This is a genomic window from Consotaella aegiceratis, from assembly GCF_036541425.1.
Classification (GTDB): Bacteria; Pseudomonadota; Alphaproteobacteria; order Rhizobiales; family Rhizobiaceae; genus Consotaella; species Consotaella aegiceratis.
The window spans coordinates 329,086-346,408 of the sequence record NZ_JAZHFT010000002.1 but is presented as its reverse complement, the minus strand read 5'-3'; the positions used below and the strand labels follow the sequence as shown (position 1 = coordinate 346,408).

The window sequence follows — 17,323 nt, the reverse complement described above, 5'->3', positions numbered from 1 at the left end:
CAGGGCTATCGCATTTGGCCGAGGATGGAACGAGCGAAGTCGTTGGACCATCCGGATCGCTTTCGCTTGCGACGGATGGAGATTGAAGGCCTGGCGCGCTTGAGCATGTTGAGGGCGAGCTTTCGCAAAATGGCGAGGTTTTCCGGGCCGTTGTCCTTGCGGTTGCGGGCGCGGTCCTCGTCGAAGGTCATGTCGAGCACCCAATGCAGGCTGTTCTCGATGGACCAGTGAGCCCGGGCCGCCGCCAGGTAGGCCTCGGCGCTCAGCGGCCGCGAGGACAGGTGACAGTGGCGAGTGACGCTGGTCTTGCCATCCCGCGTGATCGTGGCCTCGATCATGCCGAGGCAGCCGAGTCCGGGCAGAAGGACCAGATCGCCCGCCGCCCGCTTCGGTCCGCGCAGCCACGACAGATCGTGGCTGACAAGGGCGCGCCGCACCTCGATGCGGCCGTGGTCGGCGTCGGTGGTCTCTGCGACGGGCAGATCGGCGCAGACCTTCGGATCGGCGAAGTACTCGGCCACCGTGGCCGCCAGAGCCGGCCGGTTGTCCTTCAGCCGCAACAGATAGTCGCCGCCGCGATCGAGGATCACCTGGGCCGTCTCGTTCTGGCAGTGGATCGCGTCGGCCGTCACCAACTGGCCGCTGAGGTCCAGGCATTCCAGCAGGGCTCGGGCGGCAAGGATCTCGCTGTCGCCCTCGCCGGCGCGAAAGCCCTGTTGCCCGATCACCGTGTGGGTGGCCGAGGCGAACGCCGTCACCACCGCCAGCGGCGAGCGCTTCGCCGCCGTGTCGAAGGAGCCGCGCAGCGTCTTGCCGTCGATGGCGATCACCCCTTCGCCGGCCGCGCCCAGCGCCTCCACGAACCGCCCGAAGCAACTCGCAAACGCCTCCGGATCGAGCAGCCGGAATACGCGGCTGAACGTGTCGTGGCTCGGGATGCCGTTCTCGAGCCGCAGGAACTCCCGGAACAGATCCTCCCGGTCGGCCGCGAAATCGGCAAAGTCGGAGCAATGCTCCGCCCCGCAGACCGCCGCCGTCAGCGCAATCGTCAGAACCTCCAGAAGATCGTGGCGCTTGGCATTACCCGTGCGCGGATCCGGAACCTCGGCAAAGCTCGCCGTGAACCAGGACATCGGCCTTCTCCTCTCAGAGCCAGGCCCTCATCCGATTCCATTCAACCAACAAATGCCAATTCAAATTCCCAAATGCGATCCCCCTGTGCGCAGCGCACAACGCAGCCATGAGCCTCGGACGCAGAGAATCCGCCTGCGCGGCGAACTATGCGGCCCGTCCCGGCGCTCTGTCGTTGCGCGCGATCTGCGGATCGAAGCGAGAGACCCGCGTCCGACTCGTGGCCGTCATTGGACCGGGGCATGGCCCCGCCGTCGGCCCGTGGCGAGGGCCGCCTCGCACCACGCGAGAATCGCTTCCCTCGCGGGGGCGAGCGGCTGCGCCAATCCAGCCTCGAACTCTTGCCATGCGTCTTCGTGCGTGGTCTGAACGGTGAGCAACACCGGGATCCCGCGCAAGGCGGCATCGCATATCACGCTTCGCAGACCTCTCCCTTCGGCCTCCACCTTGCCGAAACGATTGACGATCACGAGTTCGATCGAGTCGTCGAGTTGCCGCTCCAGTTCTTCGCTGGCCGCCGACAGCCGGCTGGTATCCAGACGACAGCCGTGGGACCCCTTGCCGAGATTTTGGCCGATCGGCATCGTCCGTTCGCTGGCGATGTCCCAAAGGGCCAGCTTCGGGCTGCCCGACGCCTCGCAGGTTTCCGCCTGAACCAGACCCGCGACCTTGATGCCGCGCTTCTTCAGGTCGAGCGCCACCTCGCGCAGAATGAGGTCGATCGCCGCGCGGTCGTCGCAGACGATGGCGCCGAGCCAGATCTCGACATCCGGCGCCGTCGCGGCGGATTCCCCCGAACCGGTTTCTCTCATGGCGAAACTCGCAAGGACCGTGCACCGTCGAAGCGGATATCGCAACGTGCCGATGTCCGCTTGACGGGGCAAATCTACGTCTCGCATGTCGGGGCCGCGTTGAGGTCCATCAATTGACCTTTGTTCCTCACGAGCGCCTCATGCCATCCCTGGGACCGTCGGCGCTGGCTTGGCGACTGCCCGCGCAGGTGGCATCAATGCCGTCACCAAACGGTGGCGACCATTTGTTTGACCACTGACCGCATTCCGGCCGCTTTTTGCAGTGCAACGTAACTTCGCCCCATGTCCGGCAGCCGCCGGATGCGGGCGGCGAGATCTCTGCCGCCTGTCGATCGTCCAGAGCGGAGTACCACTGCATGGCGAACACGGTTGCCCTGTTTCCGCCGGGATCCGCGGGTCTGGCCAAGCTCAGCCCATCCGGTTCGAACCGCGTGCGCATCGCGCGTACGATCTGCATCTTCTTCATGACGTTCGTGCACGTGCCGCCCGGCATCGCCGACAATCCCTACGACCGCGCGGCCCAGCCCTTCGACGTGGTGTTCTTCATTCTGACGCGGATGATCGGGTTGAGTTCGGTCTCCCTGCTCAGCGTCGTCTCCGGCTATTTCATCGTCTCCACGTTGCTGCGGCTCGGCTATGGCGAGCTTGTCGTCGCCAAGGCCAAGTCGCTCGTGGTGCCGCTGGTCGTGTGGAACCTGACCATGCTCGCCCTGCTTGCCGCCTATGGCGCGCTGTCAGACCATTGGAACGACATGCCGGAACCCACCGCGCTCGGTCTCGTCAACGCGCTCTTCGGGATCGCCGAATGGCCGGCGGTGGTTCCGCTCTGGTTCCTGCGCGATCTTTTCGTCTGCTGCCTGGCTTCGCCGGTCGTTCTCTACGGTCTGGCGCGGTGGTCCAGATCCACCATCGTCGCGCTGATCCTGTTCGCCTTTCTCGGCGAGGGCGCGCACATCATGGAACGGCCCCAGCTCCTCCTTTTCTTCGCGTTTGGCATGTGGCTGCGGATCGCCGGCGGCGACGAAGAGCGCCTCGACAAGGTGGCCGGTTTCTTCAGCATCGGCTTGATCGCCATGGCGGCGGTCTTTCTGACGATCCGCATCGAAAGCATCTCGATCGCGGCGATGGATCCCTCGCTGCGGCTGACCCTCGACACGTTGCTCCGAATCACCATGGGGGCGGCCACGTGGCGGCTGACGAAGGTGCTGAACGAGACGACCTTCGGGGACGTCTGCGCCAACCTCGAGCCGTACGTGTTCTTCATGTTCTGCAGCCACGGCATCCTGTTCGTCTTTGCCGGCATCGTCTTCCGCCGCTTCTTCGGCAATTTCGGCGACGACCTCTTTCCCATCACCTTTTTCCTGCTGCCGGTCATCGGGCTGCTCGCCTCGGTGGCGGCCCTGCAGATCATTCGAGGCGTCCCGTCGCTGTTGGTCCTGTTCAACGCGGGGCGCCGGGTGCCGCCACTGAAGGGGCTCGTCGCGGCCTCCTCCTCGGCATGATCGTCGAGGATCCGACGGCGAACCTGCCGGATCATAGCGATATCTGCATCGTCGGTGCGGGGCCGGTCGGCCTCGCGCTCGCCTGTAAGCTCGCCGCGGAGGGACGGCGCGTCCTCGTCCTCGAAGCCGGGGGTGCGTTCGACGATCTGACGATCACCGAACCGGCGGACATCGAGATCGCCGCGGGCGGCCACCACGCGCCGATCCGGCTGGCCGTCCGCCCCGGTCTCGGGGGCACCTCGCGTCTGTGGGGCGGACGCTGCGTGGCCTTCGACGACATCGACTTCGCCCCGCGGTCCTTCGTCGATTTTTCCGGCTGGCCGATCCGACCCGCCGACCTGCGGCAGCACTACGAGGAGGCCTTCGCCTTTCTCGGCTGCGGCACGGCTCGGACTGTCGAACCGAAGGAGCCGGGCGATCCCGACCAGGAGGTCTGGATCGAGAGCCTGGAACAGTGGAGCGCCGAGCCGGACATCGGCCGGCTGCACGGCGCGAGGCTCCGCGCCTCTGAGCGGATCCAGGTCCACACCGGTTGCACCGTTGATCGCATCCGTCTGTCCGCCGATGGCGAGCGGGTGGCCGGGCTCAGGGTGCGGCGGGCGGACCGGCACCTGCAGGTGACCGCGAAGACCTATGTGCTGGCCGCCGGCGGTCTGGAGAACGCCCGTTTGCTGCTCGCCGTCCAGCGCGACCAGCCGCGCAAATTCGGGGGCGCCGAGGGAGCGCTCGGGCGATTCTACGCCGGGCACCTGACCGGTTATCTCGCGGCGATCGAGTTTTCCGGCGCGGAAATCGCGCAGGAGCTGTGGTTTCGCAGCTGCGGCGATGGCTCGCATCTGCGCCGGCGCCTGGCCATCACGCCGTCCGCACAACTCCAGGAGGAGGTGCTGAATACGGCGTTCTGGCTGGACAGCTTTTCGGTCTCCGACCCGGGCCATGGCAGTGGTGTCCTGTCCCTGCTTTATCTGATCACTACCTTCTTCGGCCTCTACCGCCGCTTTGGCCGTGGTCTCGCTCCTTCGCCCACGGCCCTGGTCGATCGCGGCTACCGCCAGCACCTGCGCAACCTTCTGCTCGATCCCTGGGTCATCGGCGGATCGTGGAGGCTGATGAAGCAGATCGCCGAACGCCGCATCCAATCCAGCTGTTTTGCCCTGCGCAATCCGCGTCGGCGCTATCTGCTGCGCTATCATGCCGAACAGATACCCAATCCCGAAAGCCGCGTGCGGCTTCGCCAGACGGGCGAGGAGGGCAATGCGGGGTCGCTGATGGTCGACTTTCGGTACCATTCGCAGGATGTCGAATCGGTACTGCGCTCGCACGATATCCTGGATCGGTGGCTGCAGCGCCGCGCCTTCGGCCGGCTCGACTATCTGCAGGATGATGCCGAGGCGCGTCGCGGCTCGGTGTTGAACCAGGCGCTCGACGGCTATCATCAGATCGGCACGACGCGCATGTCCGACGCGCCGAGCCAGGGTGTGGTCGACCCGCAATGCCGGGTCCATGACCTTGCCAACTGCTATGTCGCCGGGAGCTCGGTGTTTCCGACCAGCGGGCAGGCCAACCCGACCCTGCCGGCGGTCGCGCTGGCGTTGCGCCTGGCGACCCATCTGTCGGCCCAGGCCAGGGTGGACGCTTCGCGCTCGGGCGCCGCGACGCTTCGCAGCCCCGCTGCCGAGCGGTTTTGATCGGAGTATTTGACCAGGCATGAATGACGGTTCGGCGACGCGGCGCGGGCGGCGAGGTTCGGCGGAAGGGCTGTTGCAGAGTTGGAAGCGGCCGCAGATGCCGCTGCGCCCGCCGAGGTCGAGGCTCCGCCTCGATCTTTGCGTAGACGACGATATCGTCTACGCGGTGGGCGACGTCCATGGCGCGCTCAAGGCATTGCTGGCGCTGGAAGACGAGATCGTCGAGGACGCCAAGAAGTTTTCGGGCCGCAAGGCGATCGTGATGCTCGGCGATTATGTCGATCGCGGTCCGGCTTCGGCGCAGGTGATCAACCATCTCCTGGCGGCCCCGCCGCACGGCTTCGAGCGGCTTTGCCTGGCCGGCAACCACGAAATCCTGATGCTCGACTATCTGGAGGGCCGGATCGGCCGGTCCGACTGGCTGCGGGCCGGCGCCACCGCAACGCTTGCCTCCTACGGCATCGACAGCACGCGTCTGGCGGCCGGCTGGCGGTCGAGCGAGGCGTGGGACGAGGCTGTGGAGGAAGCGATCCCTCCGGCGCATCGGGCCTTTCTGCGCGACCTGCCGATTCTGATCGAAACGGATCGCCACCTGCTCGTCCATGCCGGGCTGCGGCCCAACGTGGCGCTCGCCGATCAGTCCGACCACGATCTGGCGTTCATCCGCTCCGAGTTCCTCGACGTGCCCTACGAGGAACGGCAGCTCCTGGTGCACGGCCATACGCCGATCACCGAACCGAAGCTGGAGGGCCGACGTCTCAACATCGATACCGGCGCCTGTTTCAGCGGGCGGCTGACGGCGGTGCGGCTCTGGCGGGCGACGGGCCGTTTCCTCGTCGGCCGGGGTTGAAATCGGGGCCTTGAACCGTTGGGGCGGTCAGGCCCGACTCGTATAGTAGGCCGAATAGAGGCTCGCATAGCGCTCGGTACCGCCGAAGCCGCTGTACCGGCGCAGCTTCTTCATGTCCGTCTTGTTCAAGATCAGCCCGACCATCTTGCGAGAGAGCTGCGGCTCGTCCGTCAGCGCCGAGCGAACCAGCGCGCGAGGCGTCGAGCCCCACTCGGACACGAAGACGAAGCCGTCGACCAGCGGCTCGAAGGCCTTTGCGTCGACCACTGGACCGAGCGGCGGCAGGTCGACCACCACGTAGTTGAACGACTGCCGAAGGTTGGCGAGCAAATCGGCCATTCCGGCCGACGACAGGAGCTCGGCGGTATGGGAGAGATGTCCTCGCGCGACCGAGGGAAGCACCACGAGCCCCGACCGGCTGTCCTGCCGTGCAACGCTCTTCCAATCCCGCTGGCCGATGACCGTCTCGACCAGCCCTGCGTCGACGCGCATCGACATTCGCCGACCGAGGCTGGGATTGCGCAGGTCGGCGTCGATCAGGACGGTGCGCAGGCCGTTGGCGGCCAACAGGTTGGCGAAGTTCGCCGCCACCGTGGTCTTGCCTTCGTGCGGCAGCACCGACAGGAAACCGATCACCTTGCTGGGCTGGTCCGGGATGGACACGTCGCAGGCGATCTTCACGTTGCGCAGGGTCTCGGCGAAGGACGAGGCGGGCTCGTCGAGCGCAAATCGAAGCATCGGCGGGGCCGCGATCCGACCGTCCGGCGCATCCGTCGGCGTCGGCTTGCCTTCGCCGTCTGCGGTCTCCTCCACGCTGCGCTTTGGCACGCTCGGCAGATAGCCGAGAAACTTGGTGTCGAGAGCCGACGAAACGTCCTCGCCAGTGCGGAAATAGCGTTCGCGGAACTCCAGCAGCGCCGCGATGCCGCCGCCGGCAAACAGGCCGAGCACCATGGACAGCGCGAGCACCATGCTCTTTTTCGGGCTGGACGGATCGACCGGATTGTCCGCCTGCGAGATCACGCGTGCCTTGGCGATCGGCAGGGACTGCTGCTGCGTCGCCTCCTCGTAGCGCGCCAAATAATTCTGATAGAGGGTCGACAATGCCGTCGCACGCTGCTCGAGTTCGCGCAGCTTGACCAACGACTGGCCGGCCTGCGAATTCTCGCCCGCCGCCGTGCTCACGTTCTGGCGCAGCGATTCCTCCCGCGAGCGAGCCACCTCGTAGTCGTTGCGATAGCTGGCGGTGAGGCGCTGCAACTCCGAAAAGATCTGCTGGCGGATGTCGGACTGCTCGCGGCGCAGGGCGACCGCCTGCGGATGGTCCTGGCCGAACCGCGTGGCGATGTCGTCGGCGCGCTTGCCGAGCTGGCTGTATTGCTGCTTCAGATCGGAGATCAGCGAACTGCCGGCCTGGTCCGGTGCGATTGACGCGTTTTCGACGGCTTTCTCCGGTCCCATTTCGACGATCGACTGGAACTGGCGGTAGCGCGCCTGGGTCTTGGCGGTCTCTGCCTGGGCCAGCATCAGCTGCTCGTTGAGATCGGACAGCTGCTGATCGGACAGAAGCTCGCCGCTCGCCGTGGTAAGGCCATGCTCGGCCCGATAGGTCTCGACGGCGAGCGAGGCCGCCTGAGAGCTTTCGCGCAGATCGTCGATCCGCTGCTGTAGCCAGAGGGCGGCGCGTTGCGTGGCCTCGAAATTGGCGTCGAGCTGGTCGGCGAGATAGGTCTGGGCGTAGGTGCGCGTGATCTGACCTGCCAGCTCGGGATCGGGCGAGCGAAAGCCGACCTCGATCACGTAGCTGCGCCCCATCCGTTCGACGCTGAGCCCCGCCTGAAGAAGGGCCACGGCCTTGCCGATCCTGGCGTTTTCGCTCGGTGGCGCGGACGCTTCTTCGCTGGTGGCGAAACGCGCGACCAACGCCTTCACCTGCGCCTTGAGGGAAGCGAGCGGTGCGCGCGGCGGATCGAGAAACGCTTCGTTGCGGGCAAGGCCGAGTGCGTTGACCACCGAAGTGGCGAGCTGCTTCGACTTCAGGATTTCGATCTCGTTGAGGACCATCGAATCGGCCTCGGCGCGTGCGGCAGGCGGCTGATCGTCCTGGGTGAACCGCGCCAGGTTCTGATCGAGGAGAATGCGCGTCGAGGTCGTATAGGTCGGCGGCGTCATCACGAGATAGGCGATACCCAGCGCCAGGCACACGAGGACGCACAGAGCGACCAGGCGCCAATGGCGCAAGGCGACCCCGACGAGGCGGTCGAGATCGATGAAGCCCTCACCATCCTGCGGGACGACCGTGACCTTGTTGTGCAGCGGTATCGTCTTCTGGTGCATCATGCGGTTGGCGCTCCGTCTTCTGGTCGCTGCGATCGGTCACAGGCCGGCATGGGTCTGGCCGATCAGGCGTCGCAGCCGCACCTCGATGGGCATGCGCAGGAGGGGGAGGGCGAGCGGATCGCTGAGGGCGACGCGCGCCGCCTTGAAGGCCGCCCGGCCCTTCAGATGCTGGATCAGGGTGAGATAGGACGTCGCGCGCTTCAGGCTGCGCGTGCGCCGGCGCTGCGCTTCGCGGGCTGCTGGATCGAGGGGATGGGCGTTCTCGAAGGCGATGTCGGCTGCCAGCATGTTCGCCACGTGGCGAAGGTCCAGCACGCGCGAGATCGAGCCGCTGCGAATGTGATAGACGTAGCCCGCGGCCGGCTCCACGACGCAGCGCGCGCCACACGCCAAGGCGCTGGCGAGAAAGATGTAGTCTTCGCCGATGCGCAGGCTCTCGTCGTAGCGAATGCCGTGTTCGGCAAGAAACGAGCGCCGGAACACCGGCTTCATGTAGCCGTAGTTGAACTCGGAGCGGAAGATCACGTTCGAGCCGATGAAATCGGCGAGGCTGATCTCGTCCAGCCCGGCCAGGAACACTTCGTCGAACATCGTCTCGCGCCGGCCCGTGGTCTCCTGGACGACCTCGAGATTGTCGACGACGACATCGGCCTTCATCGCCTCGGCGCGAGCGACGATGCGGGCAAGGCGCCCGGGCAGGACGTCATCGTCGGAATCGAGAATGGCGATGAAGGTGCCGCGCGCTTCGGCCAGCCCGGCGTTGCGCGCGCCGCCGGGGCCGCGATTGTCCGGCAGCTCGATGACGCGCACGCGATCGTCGCCGATGGCGCGCGCCGCCGCCGCCGTGCCGTCCTGCGAGCGATCGTCGACCACGATGACCTCGACGTCCACGCTCTCCTGGTCGAGCGCGCTGCGGATCGCCCGAGGCAGCGAGGCCTCGGCATTGTAGGCGGCGATGAGAAAGGTGACGTCAGGCTGGATGGCGCTCTCCCTCGCTTGGATCGATGCCGCCGTATTGCCGGATCTCGCGCACGCCCAGAAGGCCGCTGACGGCGCCGGCATGGAGCAGGCCGCGAAGGGCATAGCGGTTGCGCATCCGTGGCGCCGCCGCGAGCCCCGCAGCCGCCGCCATGCAATAGCCGGCCTTCGATGCGGCAAGGCAGATCTGGCGAATCCGTGCCATCCCCCGCGCCTGCTCGGCCACCAGCCGGCCGTGCGTCTGGCCCATGCGGAATTTGCGCTTGCCGAGCCAGAAGAGCGTCGCGCGCGGGTCGGGCACGGTCTCGGACGTCCAGGCCTCCGGCGCATAGGCAATGCGGCCGCCGCTCTTCGTCAGACGGGTGAAATAGGCGGTGTCTTCACCGCCTGAGCGGCCGAGCGCGAGATCGAAGCGCCGACCGGCTACGCTCGGGGCGTCGAGCCGCACGAGCACGTTGCAGGTATAGCCGGTGACGATCTCGCCCTTCACCCAGACCGGAAAAGTCGAGTGGAAATCACCGCGCTTCATCCATTCGGGTGCGCCGGGGCGATAGTCGGCCCGGACGGGGCCGAGCACCGCTTCGGCACCGGAGGCTTCCGCCACCGCCAGAAGTTCGGCGAGCCACTGCGTCGAGGCGACCTCGTCGTCATCGATGAACGCCAGGAAGTCGCCCGTCGCATGGTCGAGGCAGGCGTTGCGCGCCAGCGAGATGTTGCGCATCGGCGCATGCACATAGACGATCTCGTGCGGGCAAGCGGCCGCGAGAGCGTCGACCCGAGGCTTGGCGCTCGGCCACTCGTCGTTGTCGGCGACGATGATGCGGACGGCAACGTCTTCGGGCAGTTGCAGACGCCCCAGCGAGGCGATCGTTTCCGCCAGTTCGGTCCGTTTGAAAGTGCAGACGCCGATATCGACGCGGCGTGGCGTGAGGCCTGCGTTCATGCCAGGCCTTCCTTGGGCGCCGCATCGGTCTTCGGCCAGTTGCGGGGGTTGAGGATCTGCAGCCAGAAGCCGGCCGACCAGGCGAAGTGCATGATCATCGCTGCGATTCCCACCAGCGGCGAGGCGGCCGCTCCTTCGCCGAGGCCGAGAATTGCGCCGTAGCCCACGCACATGGCTGCCCAGACCACGAAGGGTACGGCGGCCGCCCAATGCAGCAGCGCCAGGATCAGTCCGGCCGCGGCCGGCATGATCACCAGCGGCGCCATCTGGCGCAGCTTGGGACGGCCGCGGTGCTTCAGCAGCGTCTTGGCACGGCCGCGGCCATAGCCGAAATACTGGCGGAACAGGCCGCCGGCGGTGGCACGGGGATAATAGGTCATCACCGTCGCATCGGTCATCCAGATACGATAGCCCGCCGCCGTCTGCCGCTGGTCGAGCTCGGCGTCCTCGTTGTGGCTGAAGGTTTCGTCGTAGCCGCCGACGGAGCGGAACGGCGCGATGCGCATCAAGGCGTGATGGCCGTGGTCGGTCCAATGGCCGCTGGCCCCCGTGCGATGGGCCGAACCGCCGTTGCCCAGCTTGGAATTCTGCGCCAGCGCCACGGCCTGCTGAAACGGCGTCCGGCCGACCGTCGCCATGGCGACCACGACGGAATCCGCTCGCGTTGAGGCCGCCTCCTCGACCAGCCGGTCGCAATAGTCCGGCGGGTAGTCGCCGTGCACGTCGATCCGGATGAAATAGTCGCAGCCGTCGCCGAAGACCTCGACCGCGCGGTTGATCGCCGCGCTCTGCAGCCGCCGCGGATTATCGAGAAGCTGGAGGCCGGGATAATCGTCCACCAGTCCGGCCAGGATCTCGCGCGTGCCGTCGGTGCTGCCGCCGTCGGCCACGACGATCTTCAGATCAAGCCGCTCGGCGGGGCCCTGCAGGCCGGCGACGAGGGCCGCGATGTGTTCGGCTTCGTTCAGGCAGGGCACGATCACCATGCCCCGTTCAATCCCGCCGAGCGGCCGCGTATCTTGGTTGGCTAGCGTCGTCATCCCATCACCTCCAAGGCCGGTCCAGGCGTGGTGCGGCCCGCGACGGCACGCAACTGATCCACCAGTTCCGTGCAGCCGGCCCGGTCGCAGATCCAGGTTCGGCGTTCGTGGCGCGCCACGCGCTGGCGCTCCTCGGCGTAACGCTCCGCCACGAAGGCCTCGAACAGCGCCGCGAGGGCGTCCACCGATGGCTCGGCGAAGACCAGTCCCATCTGCCGCTGTTCGAGAAACCGGGCGGTCTCGGTGCCCTGAACGGCGATGGGCACGACGCCGTAGCGGCAGCTTTCGTAGAGCCGGTTCGGCAGCAGCCAGGACGAGTTCAGCCCTTCCTCGAAGAAGTCGACGGCCCAGGCGAAATGTACCTCGCCATAGATCGCAGCCAGATCCTCCGGATTGCGGTAGGCGCCGTGGAAGTGGAGATGCGGCTCGGCGGCGAGGAAGCCATCGAAATCGTCGAATTCCGAATAGGCCGGACGACCCCGCAGGACGATCTCGCAGCGCCCTTCCATGCGATGGGTGAAGCCCGCCAAGAGCTCCAGCGACCGGCGGCAGCGCAGGGCGCCGAACCAGCCGATCCGCCACGGCTCGCCGGGCTCGACAAGGCGTGGGAGAGCCAAATCGCCGACGGCCTCGCCATCGGCGCCGTCGAGTTCGAGAACCTTGTTCTCTACGAGCAGGATCGGCGCCGCCAGATGGCCGCGTGGCTCGAAATATTCGCGCACGAAGGCCGGCGAACTCGTCATCAAGAGAGCGGCCTGCCGGCCGAACAGCCGTTCGGCGCTGCGCATGGCGCGGCCGATGCCGTCGCCACGCAGCAAAAGCCGGTGGATGTCGAGGCTTTCGTAGACGATCGGGACGTTTCCCCCGAACAGGCGAACCGCGCGATTGGCGAGCGCCAGCATCTCCAGATGCCGGCCGACGATCACGTCCGGGCGCCGGATGGACCGCAAGGCCTTGCCGAGGCGAACGGCCGCCCGCATCACCGCCGCGATGCGCTGGGCGAAGGCGCCGTCCTTCGTGGTGCCGAGAAGAATCGGCGTCGTGCCGGCAATGTCGGCGGGGGCAGGCCCGCGGCAAAATCCCGCCAGCGTCACCGAGGCCCCACCGGCTTGAAACATGGCCACGCGGCGGCGCACGGCCGGGTCGAGCAGGTCATGCACCAGGTACAGGACGTGAAGCATGCTCGGTCATCCTCGATATGCTCTATCCCAGATATTAAGCTAGCAGTGCCTATGTTGCGCTGCAACATGGAAGCCGTCGGGGCGCCGTCAATCGCCTTTCGACGACAGCGTGCAGGCGATCGACTCGGGAAATTGGCAGTCGTCCCCCGGCGCCGTGAAGGCGACCCAGTCGACATCCACCTGAACGGAGCCGGGATCCTGGAAACGGCCCAGCCATTCCGGCTTGCTGTCGCTGCCCCACAGGGTCAGGAAAATCTTCTGAGTGTGCTCGGGCAATCCCTCGGGATCGCTTGCCTCCTCGACCAGTTCGCCGTTGATGTACCAGCGGATCCGGCCTTCCTCCCAGACGAAGGCATAGTCGTTGAAGCCGGCGTCGGCGCCGCCGGGCACCGGAACCAGGGTCTCGTGGCCGCCTTTGCCGTCCGCGTAATAGTTCAGCTGGACCTGGGAGGCGTCCTTGCCGAGAATCTCGAAGTCGATCTCGTCGTGCGGCTGCTTGTCGGTCGGGCCGACATAGGAGAATAGACTGGAGTTCAGGCCGGGGCCGGCCGCCGTCTTCATCCGCGCTTCGTAGATGCCGTAGCCGTATCGCTGGCGCGTCTGGATCTCCGAGCAGGCATAGTCGCGATCCTCCGACGGCTGCGGGCCGTAGCCGAGATGGAGAATCCCGTCCGAAATGCTGACCTGGGACTTGGACCACAGGCAGTTCTGGTAATCGCCGTTCGCCCAGCCGTCGGAAACGTACCAGCGACTGGTGTTCAGTGTGTCGAAGCGATCGACAAAGGAGGGGCCGCACGGACCCTGCTGCGCCGAGGCGCCCGAAGCCGCGCCGGCCAAGGCCAAGGCCAAGGCTGCCGCCATCGAGACGCCGAACAATCTACTGTGTCGCCGCATCATCAAGTCTTCTCCGGTCCCGAAGGGTTCGGCAGGGCAAAGAGCGCCCGGCGCGATCCTCGCATCGGACCGGCCGCTCATTCTCGTTCACACGGGGGCTGGAGACCTCGTTTCCAGCTGGTGCACTCCGGTCGGAACCGGGCTGTTGATCGCCGAAGGGTCACGAGTCTTTCCGGTCAGAATGTGGCAGTGCACAATAAGATCCGGTGACAGTCGCCAAGCTCCTGAAAAGCAAGCCTGATTTTTTGCCTGGCATAGGTCGGGCCGCGGTCTTCTGCGCTTCTGTTCTCGTGGATTGGGGCCGGCCGGCGCCATTGCGGCGAATGGGGTTTCAGGCGCCGGCACGTGCTTCGGGGCGAAGGCGATCGAGCACGAGCCCGGCCATCTTGCGCACCAGAGGGCGTTCGAGCAGCAGCAGCAGGAGGGCGTAGATCAGTGCGCCGGCGGCGGCCCCGACCAGGATCTGACCGATGGCGCTGGGCACCAGATCGTCGATGCGAACGAGCAGCAAGCGCACCAGGACGGCCATGACGGCGGCCGAGATCATCGGACGATTGATCATCAGGAAGTTGCGCAGCACCGGGCCGTCGCTGGTGCGCAGCACCGCCCAGGAATAGCCGACCAGGGTGATCGCGTTGGCGATGCAAAGCGCGACCATCGCCGTGATCAGGCTACCCGTGGCTGCGCCGTAGGCGACGCAGCCGGTGACCAGGATCGCGCGCAGCATCGCTGACCACCAGAGAACGCCGCCCTGCTGGACGCCTTTCAGATAGGGGATGAAGGTGCCGCAAGGCGACATGATCCCCTTGGACAGGGCCAGCAGCCCGAGCACCGGCCACGCATAGGCCCATTTCTCGCCGAACAGCACCAGCATGGCCGGCTCGGCCACCGCCCACAGGCCGAACATCATCGGCGCGAGAAACACCGTCGACACCTGCGTGCTCAGCATCAGCGCCTGGAAGCGCCGCTGGCGATCGTCCGTCATGTGCCGGAACGCTGGAAACAATACGCCCATCAAGGCCGTCAGCATGACCTGGTTGGGGATGCTGGAAAAGCGGTTCGCCACCGAATAGGCACCGGCGTCGGCAAGGCCGAGAAAGCGCGTGATCACCACCAGCGGCGACTGGAAGGTGATGAAGTTGGCGAAGTCCGACCCCATCAGACCCAGGCTGAAGCCGGCGAGCCGGCGCAGGGTCGGCAGCGAGACGACGAAACGCGGCACGTAGCGCGCCGCCGTATAGCAGCCGCCGACCCGGACGATCGCGGCGACGAACTGCTGGGCGACGAGGGCGGTGATGGTCCAGCCCGAAAAGGCCAGGGCCAGAGCGACGAGCACGCCGAGGCTTTCGGAGGTGACGCTCCACATGGCGTCCTTGTGAAACGCCATCCGCCGCGCGAGCAGGGCATAGGCGACGTCGCCGGAAAGCTGCAGCGGAATCAAGATGCTCATGATCCGGAGCAGATACGCCGCCTCGCGCGCACCGAGCAGCGTGGCGAAGAAGTCGGCACCCAGAAACAGCACCAGCGCCATCAGGCATGAGACCGCGAGATTGGCCCAGAAGACCGAGTGAACGCTGTCCTGGTCGTCCTCGGGTTCGATGATCAAGGCGGCGGCCAATCCCGCCCCCCCGATCATCGCAAGGAATTGAACCACCGTCAGGGCAACGGCGACGACGCCGAACTCTTCTGGACTCAGCAGTCGCGCGAGGATCGGAACGATAAAGAATTTCAGGGCGAACGTGCCGGTCCGAGACAGCATGCTCCACCCGACATTGTTCGTCACCGTCCTGATGCTGACGTGTGGCGGCATGCGCGGCCCCATTGCTTTTTGCACTGCAACAATAATTAAGTTGGCCATGCGAATGGGGCCACATTTCGGACCGAACTCGTGTGTCATGCCTTCGGGGCCACCCGATCCACCAAAGTGCAAGGTGCAAGATGGCCGTCTGCTCGGTGATCATCCCGTTCTATCAGAAGCAGCCCGAAATTCTCTCGCGTGCCCTGAAATCCGTCTTTGCCCAGACCTTCCAGGATTTTCAGGTGCTCGTCGTCGACGACGCCTCGCCCTTGCCGGCCGAGGATGAACTCGCCGGTCTTGCTGCGGAAGACCGGCAGCGCATCGAGGTCATCCGGCAGGACAACAGCGGGCCGGGCGGGGCCCGAAACACCGGCCTCGACCATGTCGCGCCGGAAACCCGCTTCGTCGCCTTCCTCGATTCGGACGACGAATGGGCACCGCACCATCTGGAAAACGCGGTCGGCGCGATGACGAGGTTCGAGGCCGACTGCTACTGGGACGCGATCGAGGGCGGTTCCGCCTTCTACTACCATTTCGGTATGGCGACCGTGGAGGAGAAGACGCCGACGACGCGGCTCTCCGACGATCCCGTGGTGCTCGATGTGCCCAACCTTGCCGGCGTGATGCTGCAGAATTGGAGCTTCATGCACATGTCGTGCATGGTGCTGGGCGGCGATCTCTTTCCCAAGGTGCGCTTCGAGCCTTCGCTGCGGCTGGCGGCCGAGGACGTTCTGTTCTTCTACGACTGCGTGCGCAACGCCCGGCATCCCATTCTGTGCGACGCGGCGGGCGCCTACCGCGGCGAGGGGCTCAACATCTTCCACAGCATCGACAACAGCTCGCCGCTGTTCCTGCGGCAGCAATTCAACACCTGGGTGGCCCTGGACAATCTGGCGCGCCGCTTCGACCACAATGCCGAGGATCGCGCGTCGATCGATTCCTACAAGCGGACGGCGCGGCAGCAGGCACTGTGGAGCCAGGCCGCTCAGTTCAAGCGGCGCAAGGCGCCGCAATGGAGCCTGCTGGCCGAATGGATTCGCCGCGATCCGAAACTGCTGACGAGCGCACTGGAACTTGCGGCCGGCAAGGTCATGGGCCACGGCCGGCGCGCCGCCCCGGGGCAATAGCAGGCCGACTGGCCCCGAAACCGTTAACGCCGCGCAACCGGAGCGTCTCATGCAGCCCTTCTACTGGCAGTCCAGCCACGGCAATTTCGGCGACGATCTCAATCTCTGGCTCTGGGATTTCCTGTTGCCGGGGTTCCGCGAGGTCCACCCCGAGGTGCTTCTCGTCGGCGTCGGTACAGTGCTGAGCGACGCGCTGCTGTCGCAACCCGGGCCGAAGCTGGTGCTGGGCAGCGGCTGCGGCTACGGCGCGCTGCCGGACATGAGCGGTCCCGCCTGGGACATCCGCTGCGTGCGCGGACCGCTGACCGCCGAACGAATCGGTCTTCCCTCCGACAAGGGGATCGTCGATCCGGCCGTGATGGTCGCCGAGATGCCCGAATTCCAGGGTCTGCCCAAGTGCCACGCTGCGATCTTCGTGCCCCATTGGGAGTCGACCAGGGGCGGCGTCTGGCCGCTCGTCTGCCAGACGGCGGGGCTGACCTATGTCGACCCGTGCGGCGATGCGAAGGCGGTGATCCGGGCGATCGCGCAGGCGCGACTCGTCGTCGCCGAATCGATGCATGCCGCCATTCTCGCCGATGCCTTTCGCGTGCCCTGGGTCGCCGTTTCGACCTCGGATTCGATCAACAGCTTCAAATGGCAGGACTGGGCCGCGACGGGCGGCGTGACCTACGAGCCTCGTCGCATTCCGATCTCGTCGCGCGCCGAAGCGATCACCAAGGGGGCGCGGTTCTGGGGCATCGAGTTCTCCGGCAGGGCACCGCCGTGGGCGGACGACGGTTCGGGCGGCGAATTGGCGGTGCGGCCGGACGAGGGGGGATCGCAGCTTCGCCTGATGGCCAAGCAGATCCTCGCCATGCCGTCCGTTCTCGGCCTGTGGCAGGCCCGCAAGGCCAAGCCCCAACTCAGCCCGGATGGACTGCTGGACCAGCGCAAGGAGCGTTTGCGGGCGGTGCTCGATGCCGTGCGCCGGGATTATCTCTGAAACCGGTCTCCATCGGTCCATTCGTTCGCAAGACGCGTTGCGAAGGTCGGCAAT

General features: G+C 66.3%; 14 protein-coding genes. 5 read left to right on the top strand and 9 right to left on the bottom strand.

What is annotated here, in order from left to right; translation table 11 throughout:
- Window positions 1–5 precede the first annotated feature (5 nt).
- Together SMD10_RS03135 and SMD10_RS03130 are read right to left on the bottom strand one after the other, a co-directional pair.
- Window positions 6–1,133, bottom strand: coding sequence for an ISAs1 family transposase (locus SMD10_RS03135; protein WP_331684176.1), 1,128 nt, complete (start codon window positions 1,131–1,133; stop codon window positions 6–8).
- 225 nt (window positions 1,134–1,358) lie between these two features.
- Window positions 1,359–1,943 (bottom strand): DUF2478 domain-containing protein, encoded by a 585-nt coding sequence (locus SMD10_RS03130; RefSeq protein ID WP_331684175.1) that lies wholly within the window; start codon window positions 1,941–1,943, stop codon window positions 1,359–1,361.
- Window positions 1,944–2,299: 356 nt separating this feature from the next.
- Here SMD10_RS03130 and SMD10_RS03125 point away from each other — a divergent pair, with 356 nt between their 5' ends.
- From SMD10_RS03125 to SMD10_RS03115, 3 genes are all read left to right on the top strand, one after another.
- Window positions 2,300–3,445, top strand: coding sequence for an acyltransferase family protein (locus SMD10_RS03125; RefSeq protein WP_331684174.1), 1,146 nt, complete (start codon window positions 2,300–2,302; stop codon window positions 3,443–3,445).
- Complete coding sequence (locus SMD10_RS03120) at window positions 3,442–5,133, top strand: GMC family oxidoreductase (RefSeq protein ID WP_331684173.1); 1,692 nt, start codon at window positions 3,442–3,444, stop codon at window positions 5,131–5,133. Before SMD10_RS03125 ends, SMD10_RS03120 begins: the two co-directional genes overlap by 4 nt.
- 73 nt (window positions 5,134–5,206) lie before the next feature.
- Window positions 5,207–5,983, top strand: a complete 777-nt coding sequence (locus tag SMD10_RS03115) for a metallophosphoesterase (protein WP_331684172.1) — start codon at window positions 5,207–5,209, stop codon at window positions 5,981–5,983.
- 27 nt (window positions 5,984–6,010) lie between these two features.
- On the opposite strand, the gene SMD10_RS03110 is transcribed toward SMD10_RS03115, so the two are convergent.
- The 7 genes from SMD10_RS03110 to SMD10_RS03080 all read right to left on the bottom strand — a co-directional run bounded on the left by SMD10_RS03110 (window position 6,011) and on the right by SMD10_RS03080 (window position 15,169).
- Window positions 6,011–8,323, bottom strand: coding sequence for a Wzz/FepE/Etk N-terminal domain-containing protein (locus SMD10_RS03110; protein ID WP_331684171.1), 2,313 nt, complete (start codon window positions 8,321–8,323; stop codon window positions 6,011–6,013).
- A 36-nt stretch (window positions 8,324–8,359) separates the two neighbouring features.
- A complete protein-coding gene (locus SMD10_RS03105; RefSeq protein WP_432757162.1) occupies window positions 8,360–9,385 on the bottom strand; it encodes a glycosyltransferase family 2 protein in 1,026 nt (341 codons plus the stop codon).
- A complete protein-coding gene (locus tag SMD10_RS03100; protein ID WP_331684170.1) occupies window positions 9,294–10,244 on the bottom strand; it encodes a glycosyltransferase family 2 protein in 951 nt (316 codons plus the stop codon). The genes SMD10_RS03105 and SMD10_RS03100 overlap by 92 nt, the downstream gene beginning before the upstream one ends.
- Window positions 10,241–11,284, bottom strand: coding sequence for a glycosyltransferase family 2 protein (locus SMD10_RS03095; RefSeq protein ID WP_331684169.1), 1,044 nt, complete (start codon window positions 11,282–11,284; stop codon window positions 10,241–10,243). The genes SMD10_RS03100 and SMD10_RS03095 overlap by 4 nt, the downstream gene beginning before the upstream one ends.
- Complete coding sequence (locus SMD10_RS03090) at window positions 11,281–12,465, bottom strand: glycosyltransferase family protein (protein WP_331684168.1); 1,185 nt, start codon at window positions 12,463–12,465, stop codon at window positions 11,281–11,283. The genes SMD10_RS03095 and SMD10_RS03090 overlap by 4 nt, the downstream gene beginning before the upstream one ends.
- Window positions 12,466–12,552: 87 nt before the next feature.
- Window positions 12,553–13,362 (bottom strand): endo-1,3-1,4-beta-glycanase ExoK, encoded by an 810-nt coding sequence (gene exoK, locus SMD10_RS03085; RefSeq protein WP_331684167.1) that lies wholly within the window; start codon window positions 13,360–13,362, stop codon window positions 12,553–12,555.
- A 328-nt stretch (window positions 13,363–13,690) separates the two neighbouring features.
- The gene (locus SMD10_RS03080; RefSeq protein WP_331684166.1) at window positions 13,691–15,169 is read right to left on the bottom strand and encodes a lipopolysaccharide biosynthesis protein; all 1,479 of its coding nucleotides are present in this window, start codon (window positions 15,167–15,169) and stop codon (window positions 13,691–13,693) included.
- Between the two features lie 128 nt (window positions 15,170–15,297).
- Between SMD10_RS03080 and SMD10_RS03075 the strand changes: the two genes are divergently transcribed.
- Together SMD10_RS03075 and SMD10_RS03070 are read left to right on the top strand one after the other, a co-directional pair.
- Window positions 15,298–16,284, top strand: a complete 987-nt coding sequence (locus SMD10_RS03075) for a glycosyltransferase (RefSeq protein ID WP_331684165.1) — start codon at window positions 15,298–15,300, stop codon at window positions 16,282–16,284.
- 49 nt (window positions 16,285–16,333) lie between these two features.
- A complete protein-coding gene (locus SMD10_RS03070; RefSeq protein WP_331684164.1) occupies window positions 16,334–17,269 on the top strand; it encodes a polysaccharide pyruvyl transferase family protein in 936 nt (311 codons plus the stop codon).
- The last annotated feature ends 54 nt before the right edge of the window (window positions 17,270–17,323 follow it).

What these genes read in the sequence shown, in the direction of transcription:
- SMD10_RS03120 (WP_331684173.1), top strand. Translation starts at nt 3,442, where the DNA reads ATGATCGTCGAGGATCCGACGGCGAACCTGCCGGATCATAGCGATATC.
- SMD10_RS03100 (WP_331684170.1), bottom strand. Translation starts at nt 10,244, where the DNA reads ATGAACGCAGGCCTCACGCCACGCCGCGTCGATATCGGCGTCTGCACT.
- SMD10_RS03070 (WP_331684164.1), top strand. Translation starts at nt 16,334, where the DNA reads ATGCAGCCCTTCTACTGGCAGTCCAGCCACGGCAATTTCGGCGACGAT.
- SMD10_RS03095 (WP_331684169.1), bottom strand. Translation starts at nt 11,284, where the DNA reads ATGACGACGCTAGCCAACCAAGATACGCGGCCGCTCGGCGGGATTGAA.
- SMD10_RS03080 (WP_331684166.1), bottom strand. Translation starts at nt 15,169, where the DNA reads ATGCCGCCACACGTCAGCATCAGGACGGTGACGAACAATGTCGGGTGG.
- SMD10_RS03105 (WP_432757162.1), bottom strand. Translation starts at nt 9,385, where the DNA reads ATGCCGGCGCCGTCAGCGGCCTTCTGGGCGTGCGCGAGATCCGGCAAT.
- exoK (WP_331684167.1), bottom strand. Translation starts at nt 13,362, where the DNA reads ATGATGCGGCGACACAGTAGATTGTTCGGCGTCTCGATGGCGGCAGCC.
- SMD10_RS03130 (WP_331684175.1), bottom strand. Translation starts at nt 1,943, where the DNA reads ATGAGAGAAACCGGTTCGGGGGAATCCGCCGCGACGGCGCCGGATGTC.
- SMD10_RS03090 (WP_331684168.1), bottom strand. Translation starts at nt 12,465, where the DNA reads ATGCTTCACGTCCTGTACCTGGTGCATGACCTGCTCGACCCGGCCGTG.
- SMD10_RS03110 (WP_331684171.1), bottom strand. Translation starts at nt 8,323, where the DNA reads ATGATGCACCAGAAGACGATACCGCTGCACAACAAGGTCACGGTCGTC.
- SMD10_RS03125 (WP_331684174.1), top strand. Translation starts at nt 2,300, where the DNA reads ATGGCGAACACGGTTGCCCTGTTTCCGCCGGGATCCGCGGGTCTGGCC.
- SMD10_RS03135 (WP_331684176.1), bottom strand. Translation starts at nt 1,133, where the DNA reads ATGTCCTGGTTCACGGCGAGCTTTGCCGAGGTTCCGGATCCGCGCACG.
- SMD10_RS03075 (WP_331684165.1), top strand. Translation starts at nt 15,298, where the DNA reads ATGGCCGTCTGCTCGGTGATCATCCCGTTCTATCAGAAGCAGCCCGAA.